At 72.9% G+C, this 13406-nt stretch carries 11 protein-coding genes; 6 read left to right on the top strand and 5 right to left on the bottom strand.

Features of this window, described 5'->3' with window-relative positions; all coding sequences use genetic code 11:
* Window positions 1-128: 128 nt before the first annotated feature.
* Window positions 129-2708, bottom strand: a complete 2580-nt coding sequence (pepN, locus tag ACWDUZ_RS15095; protein WP_451632246.1) for an aminopeptidase N — start codon at window positions 2706-2708, stop codon at window positions 129-131.
* 112 nt (window positions 2709-2820) lie between these two features.
* On the opposite strand from pepN, the gene ACWDUZ_RS15090 reads away from it, so the two are divergent.
* Window positions 2821-3351 carry a DUF1203 domain-containing protein gene (locus ACWDUZ_RS15090; protein WP_451632245.1) on the top strand — a complete coding sequence of 177 codons (531 nt, stop codon included), beginning with the start codon at window positions 2821-2823 and terminating at the stop codon, window positions 3349-3351.
* Here ACWDUZ_RS15090 and ACWDUZ_RS15085 read toward each other — a convergent pair.
* Entirely contained in the window at window positions 3341-4357 is a 1017-nt protein-coding gene (locus ACWDUZ_RS15085) for an aspartate-semialdehyde dehydrogenase (RefSeq protein WP_451632244.1), read from the bottom strand. The two genes, ACWDUZ_RS15090 and ACWDUZ_RS15085, sit on opposite strands and share 11 nt — an antisense overlap.
* A 340-nt stretch (window positions 4358-4697) precedes the next feature.
* On the opposite strand from ACWDUZ_RS15085, the gene ACWDUZ_RS15080 reads away from it, so the two are divergent.
* Both ACWDUZ_RS15080 and ACWDUZ_RS15075 read left to right on the top strand, forming a co-directional pair.
* On the top strand, window positions 4698-5231 hold the full coding sequence (locus ACWDUZ_RS15080) for an RNA polymerase sigma factor (protein WP_451632243.1): 534 nt from the start codon (window positions 4698-4700) through the stop codon (window positions 5229-5231).
* A 1-nt stretch (window position 5232) separates the two neighbouring features.
* Window positions 5233-6081, top strand: coding sequence for a hypothetical protein (locus tag ACWDUZ_RS15075; protein ID WP_451632242.1), 849 nt, complete (start codon window positions 5233-5235; stop codon window positions 6079-6081).
* Window positions 6082-6141: 60 nt separating this feature from the next.
* On the opposite strand, the gene ACWDUZ_RS15070 is transcribed toward ACWDUZ_RS15075, so the two are convergent.
* Both ACWDUZ_RS15070 and ACWDUZ_RS15065 read right to left on the bottom strand, forming a co-directional pair.
* On the bottom strand, window positions 6142-9456 hold the full coding sequence (locus ACWDUZ_RS15070; RefSeq protein ID WP_451632241.1) for a S8 family serine peptidase: 3315 nt from the start codon (window positions 9454-9456) through the stop codon (window positions 6142-6144).
* Window positions 9457-9663: 207 nt separating this feature from the next.
* Window positions 9664-10203, bottom strand: a complete 540-nt coding sequence (locus ACWDUZ_RS15065) for a CGNR zinc finger domain-containing protein (RefSeq protein WP_451632240.1) — start codon at window positions 10201-10203, stop codon at window positions 9664-9666.
* Between the two features lie 151 nt (window positions 10204-10354).
* On the opposite strand from ACWDUZ_RS15065, the gene ACWDUZ_RS15060 reads away from it, so the two are divergent.
* From ACWDUZ_RS15060 to ACWDUZ_RS15050, 3 genes are read left to right on the top strand one after another with little or no spacing between them, the layout of a single operon-like run.
* The gene (locus ACWDUZ_RS15060) at window positions 10355-10801 is read left to right on the top strand and encodes a VOC family protein (protein ID WP_451632239.1); all 447 of its coding nucleotides are present in this window, start codon (window positions 10355-10357) and stop codon (window positions 10799-10801) included.
* Between the two features lie 26 nt (window positions 10802-10827).
* Complete coding sequence (locus tag ACWDUZ_RS15055; RefSeq protein ID WP_451632238.1) at window positions 10828-11745, top strand: pyridoxamine 5'-phosphate oxidase family protein; 918 nt, start codon at window positions 10828-10830, stop codon at window positions 11743-11745.
* Between the two features lie 9 nt (window positions 11746-11754).
* Complete coding sequence (locus tag ACWDUZ_RS15050; protein WP_451632237.1) at window positions 11755-12216, top strand: NUDIX hydrolase; 462 nt, start codon at window positions 11755-11757, stop codon at window positions 12214-12216.
* Between the two features lie 54 nt (window positions 12217-12270).
* Here the strand turns inward: ACWDUZ_RS15050 and ACWDUZ_RS15045 are convergent, their stop codons facing one another.
* On the bottom strand, window positions 12271-13317 hold the full coding sequence (locus tag ACWDUZ_RS15045; protein ID WP_451632236.1) for a hypothetical protein: 1047 nt from the start codon (window positions 13315-13317) through the stop codon (window positions 12271-12273).
* Between the last annotated feature and the right edge of the window lie 89 nt (window positions 13318-13406).

Raw genomic sequence — 13406 nt, 5'->3', positions numbered from 1 at the left:
GGCCGGCGCTCACCGTCCACCTGGACGGAAGGGGCGTACGGCGAGGGGCAGGTGCGACCGAGGGGCGCCCGGTGCTCGACCGGGCGCCCCTCGTCGCCGTACGGACGGGTGGCCGTGGGGCCGGGCTGTCAGCCGGCCGCCGCGTCCGCCGCCTGGGCCTTCAGCGCCCGCTCGACGCCCGCCCGCGACTCCGACACCAGCCGGCGCAGGGCCGCGTTCGGCTCGGCGGCGGCCAGCCACTCGTCGGTCCTGCGCAGAGTGTCCTCGGACACCTGGATCGACGGGTAGAAGCCGACCGCGATCTGCTGGGCGATCTCGTGGGAGCGTGCGTCCCAGATGTCCTTGACCACGTCGAAGTACCGCTCGGCGTACGGCGCCAGCAGCTCGCGCTGGTCGGTCTGGACGAAGCCCGAGATGACCGCCTCCTGGACGGCGTTCGGCAGCTTGTCGGAGTCGATGACCGACGCCCAGGCCTCCGTCTTCGCCTCGGCCGTCGGGCGGGCGGCGCGGGCGGTGGCCGCGTGCCGCTCGCCGGCCGCGGTCTTGTCCCGGGCGTACTCGCCCGCGATCTCCGGCTCGTCGAACCGGCCGACCGCCGCGAGCCGCTCCACGAACGCCCAGCGCAGCTCGGTGTCCACCACCAGGCCCTCGATCGACTGCGAGCCGTCCAGCAGGCCCTCCAGCAGGTCCAGCTGCTCCGGTGTGCGGGCCGTCGCCGCGAAGGCGCGCGCCCACGCCAGCTGGTGGTCGCCGCCGCCCTCGGCCGCGCGCAGATGGGCCAGCGTGGCCTCCGTCCAGCGGGCGAGCAGGGCGTCGCGGGCGGCCGGGTCGGCGTACAGCTCGATCGCCAGCTTCACCTGTCGGTGCAGCGACTGCACGACACCGATGTCGGACTCCTTGCCGATGCCCGACAGCACCAGCGACAGGTAGTCGCGGGTGGCCAGCTCCGCGTCCCGGGTCATGTCCCAGGCCGACGCCCAGCACAGCGCGCGCGGCAGCGACGACTCGAAGTCGCCCAGGTGCTCGGTGACGAAGGCCAGCGACTGCTCGTCCAGGCGGACCTTGGCGTACGACAGGTCGTCGTCGTTGAGCAGGACCACCGCCGGGCGGCGCCGGCCCGCCAGCTGCGGCACGGCGGTGAGCTCGCCGTCCACGTCCAGCTCGATCCGGCCGTCGGCCGCGCGCACCAGCTTGCCGGTCGCCTCGTCGAGGTCGTACAGGCCGACGGCGATGCGGTGCGGGCGCAGCACCGGCTCGCCCTTGGCGCCGGCGGGCAGGGCCGGGGCCTCCTGGCGGATGGCGAAGGAGGTGATGACGTCGTCGGCGTCGGTCTCGATCTCCGGGCGCAGGACGTTGATGCCGGCCGTCTCCAGCCACTTCTTCGACCAGGTCTTCAGGTCGCGTCCGGAGGTCTCCTCCAGAGCGCCCAGCAGGTCGGTCAGGCGCGTGTTGCCGTAGGCGTGCCGCTTGAAGTACGCCTGCACGCCCCGGAAGAACTCGTCCATGCCGACGTACGCCACCAGCTGCTTGAGGACGCTTGCGCCCTTGGCGTAGGTGATGCCGTCGAAGTTGACGAGGACGTCGTCCAGGTCGCGGATCTCCGCCATGATCGGGTGCGTGGACGGCAGCTGGTCCTGCCGGTACGCCCAGGTCTTCATGGAGTTGGCGAACGTCGTCCACGAGTGCGGCCAGCGCGAGCCGGGCGCGTGCGCCTGGCAGGCGATGGAGGTGTAGGTGGCGAACGACTCGTTCAGCCACAGGTCGTTCCACCACTCCATGGTGACCAGGTCGCCGAACCACATGTGGGCCAGCTCGTGCAGGATCGTCTCCGCGCGCATCTCGTACGCCGCGTCGGTCACCTTGGACCGGAAGACGTACTGGTCGCGGATGGTCACCGCGCCCGCGTTCTCCATCGCGCCCGCGTTGAACTCCGGCACGAACAGCTGGTCGTACTTCTCGAACGGGTAGGCGTAGTCGAACTTCTCCTGGAACCAGTCGAAGCCCTGCCGGGTGACCTCGAAGATCGCGTCGGCGTCGAGGAACTCGGCGAGCGAGGGCCGGCAGTAGATGCCGAGCGGCACGGACCGCCCGTCCTTCTCGTACACGCTGTGCACCGAGTGGTACGGGCCGACGATCAGCGCCGTGATGTACGTCGAGATGCGCGGCGTCGGCTCGAACACCCAGACGTTGTCCCGGGGCTCGGGCGTCGGCGAGTTCGACACCACTGTCCAGCCCTCGGGGGCCTTCACGGTGAACTGGAAGGTGGCCTTCAGGTCCGGCTGCTCGAAGGAGGCGAAGACCCGGCGGGCGTCGGGCACCTCGAACTGCGTGTACAGGTAGGCCTGGTCGTCCACGGGGTCGACGAAGCGGTGCAGGCCCTCACCGGTGTTGGTGTAGGCGCAGTCGGCGACGACCCGCAGGACGTTGCGGCCCTCCAGCAGGGCGGGCAGGGCGATCCGGGAGTCCTTGAAGACCTCGCCGGGGTCGAGCGCGTCGCCGTTGAGGGTCACCTCGTGGACGGCCGGGGCGACCAGGTCGATGAAGGACGCGGCGCTGTTCTCAGCGACGTCGAAGCGCACCGTGGTCACGGACCGGTAGGTGCCGCCCTCCTGCGCGCCGGAGAGGTCGAGATCGATCTCGTACGAGTCAACGGTGAGCAGCTTCGCCCGCTGCTGTGCCTCTTCGCGAGTCAGGTTTGTGCCAGGCACGCGGTCATCTCCTCGTGGTGTGTCGGTGCGGTCATCCTTCCACGGCACCTGAGCGGAAGGCGATGTCCGGATACCGCCGGTGAAAGGACCCTAAGGGCGCGAGCCTGGAGGCATGCGGACCACCACGACGACCACCTACCCGGCACGGCCCATCGCCCCCGCCGTGCTGAAGGAACTGCGGGAGAGTGACGACGCCGGGCGCAGGACGCGCCCGTTCGCCGACGCCGAGGGCGGCTCCCCCCTGCGCTGCTGCCTGCGCAGGAGCGAGCCGGGGGAGCGGATCGCACTGGTGTCGTACGCGCCGCTGCGCCGCTGGGCGCGTCGGACCGGGGCCGCCCCGGGGGCGTACGACGAGCAGGGCCCGGTGTTCATCCACGCGGAGGACTGCGCGGGGCCGGACGGTGGCGGACTCCCCTTCACCGACGCCCATCGCACGGTCCGCCGCTACTCGGCCGACGGCCGTATCCTCGGCGGCCGGCTGGTCGAGGGGAACCCCGCCGCGTTCGAGACGGCCCTCGCGGAAGCGTTCGACGACCCGGCCGTGGCACTGGTCCACGTCCGGGCCGTCGAGTACGGGTGTTTCCTCTACGAGGTGCGCCGGGACCGGCCGGCCGCCGGGGCGGGACCGGCGACTAGCCCTTGAGCTCCGCCGCCACCAGCTCCGCGAGCTGTACCGCGTTCAGGGCCGCGCCCTTGCGGAGGTTGTCGTTGGAGATGAACAGGGCCAGGCCGTTGTCCACCGTCTCGTCGCGGCGGACACGGCCGACGTAGGCCGGGTCCTGGCCGGCCGCCTGGAGCGGGGTCGGGATGTCGGACAGGGCGACGCCGGGGGCGCCGGCCAGCAGCTCGGTCGCGCGCTCCGGGCTGATCGGGCGGGCGAAACGGGCGTTGACCTGGAGGGAGTGGCCGGAGAAGACCGGCACGCGCACACAGGTGCCGGAGACCTTCAGCTCCGGGATCTCCAGGATCTTGCGGGACTCGTTGCGCAGCTTCTGCTCCTCGTCGGTCTCGTTGAGACCGTCGTCGACGAGGTTGCCCGCGAACGGCAGCACGTTGAAGGCGATCGGGCGCTTGTAGACCGACGGCTCGGGGAAGTCCACCGCCGCGCCGTCGTGGGTCAGCTTGTCCGCGTCCGCGACGACCTTCTGCGTCTGCCCGTGCAGCTCGGCCACGCCCGCCAGGCCCGAACCGGACACCGCCTGGTAGGTGGCGACGACCAGCGCCTGGAGCTCCGCCTCCTCGTGCAGCGGCTTCAGCACGGGCATCGCGGCCATCGTGGTGCAGTTCGGGTTGGCGATGATGCCCTTGGGGCGGTTCGCGATCGCGTGCGGGTTGACCTCGGCCACCACCAGCGGCACGTCCGGGTCGCGGCGCCAGGCCGAGGAGTTGTCGATCACCACGGCGCCCTGGGAGGAGACCTTTTCGGCCAGCGCCCTGGAGGTCGCGCCGCCCGCCGAGAACAGGACGATGTCCAGGCCGGTGTAGTCGGCCTGGGAGGCGTCCTCCACGGTCACGCCGTCGAGGATGGTCCCCGCCGAGCGGGCCGAGGCGAACAGGCGCAGCTCGGTGACGGGGAAGTCGCGTTCGGTGAGGATCCTGCGCATGACCGTGCCGACCTGACCGGTGGCTCCGACGATTCCGACCCTCACGGTGACTCCCTCTGGTGTGCTGTGCGTGCGTATGCGCTCGGCCGAGGCCTTTTCCATGATGCGGCCGACCCCGGTCCACGTGTCCAATTCTTTGCGTGCCGTGCCCGAGGAATGGGACGAGCCCGTCCCTCCCACGGTTGCGGTCCTACGGCGCCCACCCCTTCCGAACTGGAAAAATCCACCCGGCCGGGCCCCAGCGCCGCAAGCTGTGCTGCCCGGTGCCTGCCCGGTCGTCCCCGGCGCATACGGCGATGTGACGTACACCTCCTGCCGCCGGTGCCGAACGTTCCGGGCCGCCGCGGCGTCGTAGGGGGGACGCGAGGGCGGGAGGGGAGGGCGTGTGCTGCGCAGAGGGGCGCGCCGCGGCCGGGAGACGGGCCGCGGCGGCGACGATCCGCTGGACGCGGCCCAGGAACGCCGGGTGCGGGCGGTGCTCGCGCTCGGCGGGGTGCCGCAGACGGAGCTGCCGGACGGCGTGCAGCAGGTCCGCCTGCGGCTGCTGGAGCGCACCGCGAGCGGCCAGGAGCCGCCGCGGGACGTGTCGGCGTGGGCGGCGGTCGTCGCCTCCAACCTCGCCGTGGACTGGCACCGGGCCAAGCGCCGCCAGGAGCGCCTCGGCGAGCGGCTGGCCTCGCTGAGGCAGCGGGAGCACCCCTCGGGTGAGGACACCAGGCTGTTGTCCATCGCCGTCGCCCAGGGCCTGGACGAGCTGCCCGAGGCCCAGCGCCAGGTGCTGGTCCTGCGCTTCTACGCGGACCTGCCGGTACGGACGATCGCCGAACAGCTGGGCGTCCCCGAGGGCACGGTCAAGAGCCGGCTGCACGCCGCCGTCCGCGCTCTGCGCGACCGCCTGCACGAGGACGAGGTGGTGTGACATGACCGCCGAACGCACGCGGGCCGACGGCCCGTGCGAGCCGGACCCCCTGCTGGCCGCGATCCTGGACGAACCACCGGCCTCCTCGGACGTCGGCTACCTGGCCGACTACCACGCCGCACGCGCCGACCTCACCGAACTGCGCCGCCGGCTCGCGGCCGTCGCGGACGCGCTCGTCGGCACGGACACCGGCACGGACACCGACGTGGACTTCGACGCCAAACCGGTGCCGCGTCCCGGCGACGGCGTGCCCGGCGGCCGTCACCCGGCCGGCGGGCACCGGACCACGGCCGACGGACGGGCGGCGGACGGGCCGCCCGGGCGGCCGGGTCGCTCGGGGCCGCCGGGTGCGTCCCGGCGGGCGTGGCGGCGGCGGAGGGCCGTGGCGGGCTCCCTTGCCGCTGCCCTCGTCCTCTGCGGGGTGTTCGGGCTGGGCCGGCTGCTGGCCGCGAGCGGGACCCGGACCGACTCGACCGCCGATGCCGAGAGCGGCGGCGCGAAGGTCACCGCCGGGGGGTACGTGGCGTGCGCGCGTCTGATCGTCGAAGGGACGGTCACCCGCGTCGACCCCGAGCCCGGCACCGGGCAGGACCGGATCGGGCTCGCCGTGGAGCGCCGCTACAAGCCGCGGACGGGACCCGACCAGGTCACCTTCCTGATGGCGCACGACGTCTCGCCCCGTCCGCGCACCGGTGACCGGGTCCTCGTCGCCATCCCGGTGCATGCGAGCACCCCGGACATCTGGAGCACGGGCGAGCAGCGGATCGCCCGGGACCGCGCCTGGATCCTGGAAGGGCTCGCGGAGTCCCGCACGCTCACGTGCGACCGGGGTGACGGTTCGTCCGGCTGACGAAGGGCGGGCGCCCGCCGGAATCGGCGGGCGCCCGCCCGGGGCCGTGTGCGCCGCCGGCTACGGCACGACCTTCTCGATCTGCACGCTGCCCTGGCCCGCGACCGTGCCGCGCGCGTTCACCAGCCGCACCTGGCCGAAGAACTCGCGGCCCTCGGGTGCCTCGGCGGCCGCCGTGACCTTCCCGGTGACCGTCGCGGAGTCGCCGGTGCCCAGCTTCACCGCGGCCGAGTCGTCGACCGTGACGGTGCCGAGCGCGGCGGAGAAGAACACGTCCCGGTAGTCGTACTCGGTGGAGCCGGACGGCACCGAGTAGCCGGCCACCTCGATCGTGTACGTCCCCGCGGCGGGCGCGGCGATGGAGACCGCCTCCTCCGAGTCACCGTCCGCGGACTGGGCGACCTGCCGGCCGCTCGCGTCGTACACCGTCAGGTCCAGGTCGGCCGACTTGTCGGAGACGTTGCCGATGGCCACGTCGAGGGACTCGGCGCCCTCGGGGACGGTCACCGTCGTGGTCCGCTTCTCACCGCTCGCGATGGTGGGCCGGGACGACTCGGCCGAGCCGAGCGGGCCGCCGACCAGCTTGCCGTCCAGGGCCGCGAAGTTGTTCGTCACCTTCCAGGAGGCGGTGGCCGGCGTGCCGACCTTCGCCTCGGGGACGGTCACGGTCTCCGGGTCGAAGGCCGCGCCGAGGACGGTGACCTCCAGCCGGTAGGGGTTGTCCAGCAGCGGGGAGGTGCGGCGCGCCTCGACCTCGACCTCCCACACGCCGGGCTGCGGGTCGGCGTAGGAGCGTACGTCGGGCCGGCAGCCGTTGCCGTCGAAGTAGTTGCTGTAGCAGTTCGGGGTCGAGGTGTTGTCGACCGGGACGCCGTAGGGGTGGACGGCGATGAACCGCGTCTGGCTCTTGCCCTTCAGCCCGCCGATCGCCACCTCCAGCGACTTCGCGCCCTCGGGCACGGTCAGGAAGTAGGAACGGGTGCTGTTGCGCTGCACCGAGCCGGAGGCCGAGTAGACATGGGCGGCCGGGGCGGCCACCACGACCGTGGTGAGGATCTGCTTGTCGACCCCGGTCGTGAACGGGTCGTCGACCTGGAGGATCGCGCTGTGGAGACCGGCCGAACGCGGCGCGGCCTGCACCTTGACGGTGACCGGCTGGTTCAGTGGAAGCCGCACCAGCGGGGCGCCGACGACACGGAAGGTGTGGCCGGCGTTGTTCACCAGGCGCACCGTGTGCCAGACCGGACGGTCCGGACCTGAGGTGCGGGTGACGGTGACGTCGTACGTCTTCTTCTGACCGGCCTTCAGGCCGCCCTCGCGGTCGTACAGGCCGGTGCCGAAGCCGGGGGTCTCGAGCGCGTAGTCGATCGCGGTGTCGACGGGGGCCTTGACCGTGTAGTCGTGGGCGGTGGCGCCGAGGCGGATCGCCGTCCAGGCGTCCACGACGTCGATGAGGCCGGCACCCTCCTCGTAGGCCTGGACGCCCGGGATGTGGTGGGCGGTCGAGGTCAGCGCGGTGCGCAGATCGGCCGGGGTGAGGTTCAGGTGCCGCTGCTTCGCGGCGCTCAGCAGCAGGGCCGAGGCGCCAGCGGCCTGCGGGGAGGCCATCGAGGTGCCCTGGAGCATGGAGTAGCCGGCCGGCAGCGAGTAGCCCGCCTCGGGGACGGGGGAGCCCGGCAGCCAGGTCTGGGTGGTGTTGATCGCGGCGCCCGGCGCGGTCAGCGTCGGCGTGAACCCGCCGTCCTCACGCGGGCCGCGCGAGGAGAACGGCATCATCGCGTACGGGGTCTTCACGACCGATCCGTAGTCGGCCGCCCAGGTCTCCTTGGAGACGGACGCGCCGACGGAGATCACCTTGTCGGCCAGGCCCGGGTCGCCGATGGTGTTGGCGCCGGGGCCGGAGTTGCCCGCGGAGATCACCAGCTGGACGCCGTAGGTGTCGATGAGGCGGGTGTAGAGCGCGGCCCGCGCGTTGTTGCCGTCGTTGAGCGCGGGCAGACCGCCGATGGACATGTTGACGATGTCGACGCCGCGGTTCACGACCAGGTCGATCATGCCCTCGGTGAGGGCGACGTTGGTGCAGCCGCCGGACCAGGTGCAGGCTCGGGAGGAGACGATCTTCGCGCCCGGGGCCGCGCCGTTCATCTTCCCGCCGAACAGGCCGTTGGCGGCGGTGATGCCGGCGACGTGAGTGCCGTGCTCGGACTCGATCACGCCGATGTTGACGAAGTCGGCCTTCTTGCCGACCCAGGACCCGCCGTAGGGGTCCATCGGCACGTCCTTGCGGATCTGCACGACGAACGGCTGCCGTTCGGCGACGTCGGTCTTCGGGTCGTCGGTGCCGAACCACCCGATCTGGTAGCCGTCCTTGTACGGCTTCATCGGCTCGTCGTCGGTGAAGTCGTGGTCGTTGTCCAGGTCGACGCGGACGGTGCCGGCCGCCGCGTCGTAGAGGATGCCCCAGGAGTCGGTGGTGTCGGCGTCGCGGTCGGCGTCGCCCTTGGCGTCCCCGCCCGCGGTCGCGGACTCCTTGAAGGTGCTGATCTGGTACGAGCCCGCGGGGGCCTTCCAGGACTGGTCGCCGTAGGTGAACTCGGGGCCGGTGACCGCGCTGACCATCGGGCGCCAGGTGGCGTCGCCGTCGATGATCGGGTCCGTCGCGGTCACCCAGTCGACGATCTTGCGCTCGCCGGTGGTGGTCTTCTGGAGCGCCGGGTGGCCGAGGTCCACGCCGGAGTCGAGGATGCCGATGGTGACGCCGCGGCCGTCCGACTTCGGGTTCCGCTTCACGAAGTCGACGGCGCCCGTCTCGAAGGACGGGTTGTACGGGTTCTTGGCGGGGGTGTGCCTGCCGGGACCGGAGTAGGTGGTCCCCTTCGTGCCGTGGCCGGCTCCGGCGCCCTTCGCGGTGTCCGCGCCCGGAGTCGGATCGTCGAGCGGGATCTCCTGGCGCAGGTCGATGGCGTGCACCGAGGACAGCTTCTCGGCGGCGGCGATCGCCGCGTCCGCCTGTCCGGTGGGCACGGTGGCGCGGACGTAGCCGAGCTTGTCGTAGGTGCGGCCCACGGAGCCGCCCTTGACCGCGTCCAGTTGCCGGGCGACCTGCTCGGTCCCGCCGGGCGCGGTCGCGATCATCATCGTGACGTTCTTGGCGCCGTCGGCCTTGGCGGCGGCGAGCAGGTCGGCGTCGTCCGAACCGAGCTTGGCGCTCGCCGACTTGACGGCCGGGTCGGACGGGGCGGGGCCGCCCTGGGCGGCGGCGGCCAGGGGTATCGGCCCGGCCGCGCAGAGCGCGGCCACCACGCCGGCGGCCACGGCGGTGCGGGCCAGGCGTCTCGCGCCCGGCAGCGGAACGCGCTGGGGATCGGAGGTCATCAGCATCCCTTGTCGGTAAAGAGACCAGCGAGATGCGATCGGGTTCGATCGCGGTCGTCCGGATTTCGGAGCCGGACGATCGCTCAGCTTTACCCAAGGGAAAGATGTTTGGGGAGAGTTGACCGTGGCGGGATGGACTCATGGCGTACTTCCGCCATGCGTCAGCAGGGACACACCTGTGCGAACTCCCCTATGACGTGCGGTGGTTCAGTGGCGCGACCGCGCATAGTGGCGGGACGCCTTCGCACGGTTGCCGCAGGCGGCCATGGAGCACCAGCGGCGCGTACCGTTCCTCGACGTGTCGAAGAAGTGCAGGACGCACGCCTCGTGGGCGCACCTCCGGATCCGGTCCGGCGCGGTGGCGAGCAGTTCGAGGTAGTTCCGGGCGGCGAGCCAGGCCGGCCCCCACGCCGGATCGCCGAACTCCGGCCGCTCGACGGGACCCTCGGCGGTGAGCCCGGCACGGATCCGCCCGTGCGCGAGCACGGCGTCCACGAGCGGCGCCCCTTCCACGGCCGACCTGTCCACGACGGTCTTGAGGGCGTCCCGGGCCTGGAGCAGATGGCGCAGTACGGCGTCCTCGGGCGCGTACCGGTCGTCCAGCCCGTTGGCCGCCAGCCACACCGCCAGCCCGTCGGTGTCGGTGAGCAGGTCCTGGAGGGCCCCGTCCCGGTTCCAGTGCGTGTTGAGCAGGTCGAGTGCGAGCGGCTCGCCGGTGAGCGGTCGGGGGTCGGGGGCGCTGGGCATCCGGGGCTCCTTCCGTGCTAACCCCTCAAGCGTATGTGATCGGTTGACGCGGGTGCATTCTAACTCTTTAATTGCTTGTAACAGGTTAGCCGAGAGGTTGCCGGCCGGTGGGCCGCCGCAGCCGTACGGCCCACGCCCGAAGGAGGCACCCATGTCCCTGCGCACCGCCCACACCGGCCTGAACGTCACCGACCTCGACCGCTCCCTCGCCTTCTACCGGGACGTGCTCGGCTTCACGCTGCTCGCTGAGGGCAAGGAGGAGGGCAGGCGGTACGCGTTCCTCGGCGACGGCGGCGACCGGCCCGTGGTCACCCTCTGGCAGCAGTCGGCGGGCGGCTACGACGCCGGCCGCCCCGGACTGCACCACCTGGCCTTCACCGCCGAGTCGATCGAGCGGGTCCGGGCGTACGAGGCGGCCCTGCGCGCCTACGGCGTGGACTTCCACCACGAGGGAGTGGTGGCCCACCGCGAGCGCGCGGCCTCCGGCGGGATCTTCTTCCACGACCCCGACGGCATCCGCCTGGAGATCTTCGCCGCGGAGGGCGCCCAGGACGCGCCCACCCCGCACGAGTCGGCCCCGACCTGCGGGTTCTTCTAGGCATGGCGGTCGCGGAGCCCACCGCCATGAGCCTCTACCACGCCGGTTCGCGCGCCGTTCAGGACCGGGTCGGGGTGCGCGCGGCGGCCGACCACGTGGGCCGGTCCGTCGGCCGGGGCGTCAAACCGGTCGCCGCCGCCTTCCTGGAGCTCCAGCCGCTGCTCGTCCTCGGCGCGGCCGACCCCGCGACCGGCGACGTCTGGGCCTCGCCGCTCACCGGGGACCCCGGCTTCGTCCGGGCCACCGGCCCGCACCGGATGTCGGTCACCGGCGGCGTGCTCCCCGGTGACCCGCTGGCGAAGGTCCTCGCCACGGGCGGCCCGGACAGCACGGACGGGGCGCACGAGAGGGACGGCGTACACGTCGGCACCATCGCGCTCGACCCGCGCACCCGCCGCCGGATGCGCCTCAACGGCCGTCTGCGCCCCACCTCGCGGGGCTTCGCGGTCGAGGCGGACGAGGTCTTCTCCAACTGCCCCAAGTACCTCCAGAGAAGGCAGTCCTACGAGACGGTCGACCGCACCCCGGGCGAGGTGCGCCGGGGCACCGAACTGACCGTGGCGCAGCAGGACCTGGTGGCCGCCGCCGACACCTTCTTCCTGGCCACCGTGCACGCGCACGGCGCCGATGTCAGCCACCGCGGCGGCAACCCCGGGTTCGTCCGGGTGCTCTCGCCGCGCGAACTGCTCTGGCGCGACTACCCGGGCAACTCCATGTTCCTCACCCTGGGCAACCTCCACGCCGACCCGCGCGCGGGGCTGCTGTTCCTGGACTGGACCGGCGGGGCGGCGCTTCAGCTGACGGGCGAGGCGCGCACCGAGTTCGGTGCGGACGGGGAGCGCCGGGTCCGTTTCGCCGTCACGCGGGTGGCGGCGACCGACGGGGCGGTGCCGCTGCGCTGGGCTCCGCCGGAATACTCACCGGCCAACCCATGGGTGCCGTAACGTCTCCACATGCGTGAGGAGTTGCGGGTGGCGGCCTACGCCGTGTGTGTACGGGACGGACGGATGCTGCTGGCCCGCTGGGTCGCGCGCGACGGCGCCCGCCGCTGGACCCTGCCGGGCGGCGGTATGGAGCACGGCGAGGACCCCTACGACACCGTGGTGCGCGAGGCCGAGGAGGAGACCGGCTACACCGTCGAACCGGTCCGCCTCCTCGGCCTCGACTCCATCCGCCGCACCTACCCGCGCCCGCTCGGCGCCCAGGCCGACTTCCACGGCCTGCGCATCGTCTACGAGGGCCGGGTCACCGGCGGCGAACTGCGCCACGAGACGGGCGGCTCGACCGACATGGCGGCCTGGCACCCGCTGGAGGCGGTGCCCGGCCTGGAACGGGTCGGGCTGGTCGACGTCGGACTGCGCCTGTGGCGCGAGCGCCCCGCCGCGGGCCGGTCGGCGGCGCCACGGCCGCACTAGGCCCTGTCGTCACACCCCGGGGGGGTCCCGCGACCGCGGACCCGCGAGGAGCCGTCAGCGCGGCAGCACCACGACATACGCCGCCGGGTCGCGGTCGGCCGCCGCCATCAGCGCCGTGCGGACCACGGTGGCCTGCTGGTCCGGGGTGTCCCGCAGCTTCCTGGGGGTGAGGTGAACGACGGTGATGCCCAGGCGTTCCAGGTGCTCGCGCCTGCGGGCGTACTCCGACCACTCGTCGTCGTTCGCCCGGGGTGCGCGGGTGTCCAGCTCGAGGGCGACCGCCTGCTCCGGCCAGTAGGCGTCCAGGCCGCCCAGGTGCGGGCCGCCCGGCAGCCGCAGGTCCACGTTCCACACCGGGTCGGGCAGGCCGTACTCCGAGACCATCCGGTACAGCCGTTCCTCGGCGATCGCCCGGCCCTCGGCCAGCAGCGAGTCCACCGCGTCCACCACGTGCGGCCGGGTCAGGAGCTTCGCACCGGTCAGCTCCCGGACGACCGCGGCCGGTTCGCAGTGCCCGCCGCGCACCGCCTCCGTCAGCAGCCGCCGCACCGTGTCCCCGTCGTCCAGGCCGGCCAGCGTGTCCGCCAGGGCACGCGGCACCGGCGCCACCGGCAGACCGGTGACCGACTCCGGGACGGGCAGGTCGGCCGTGCGCACGATCCGCACACAGCCGGTCGAGCGCAGCCGGCGCAGCCGCGGCACCAGCACGTCGATCCGCTCCAGGGACAGCAGCGGGGGCGTGGCGGCGAAACCGTGCAGGGTGAGGGCGGCGAGTCCGGTGATCACCGCGTCCGCGTACACCGGCCGGTGCGGCTGCTGGGCGGTCGGCTGGGCCGGCACCCCGGGCATCCTGCGGGGCGCAGGGGGGCGCGCCGCGTACAGCAGGACCGCGTGCAGCCGCTGCTCGCCGGTCGGCGGGCCCGGGTGCAGCAGGAAGACGCCCGGCAGGAGCTGCTGCCAGGGACCGCCGGTGCGGCACTGCTCGGTGGTCTCGGCCGCCGACACGCCGTGGGCGCGCAGTTGGGCGGCGGTCAGGACCCGGCAGTGCGCCTCGGCCAGGTGGCTCAGGGGGCGGGGGGAGAGCGGGGTGTTGTGGTTCATGCCCGGCACGTTCCCGCGCCCGCTCGGCCCTGTAGCGGCTGTTACAAGAGCGGCACCGAACCCGGACAACCCCGCCCTAAAGGACGGGT

Source organism: Streptomyces sp. NPDC003393 (assembly GCF_053589015.1).
Note: the sequence above shows the minus strand (reverse complement) of the source record. Positions and strands in the feature narration are given on the sequence as shown.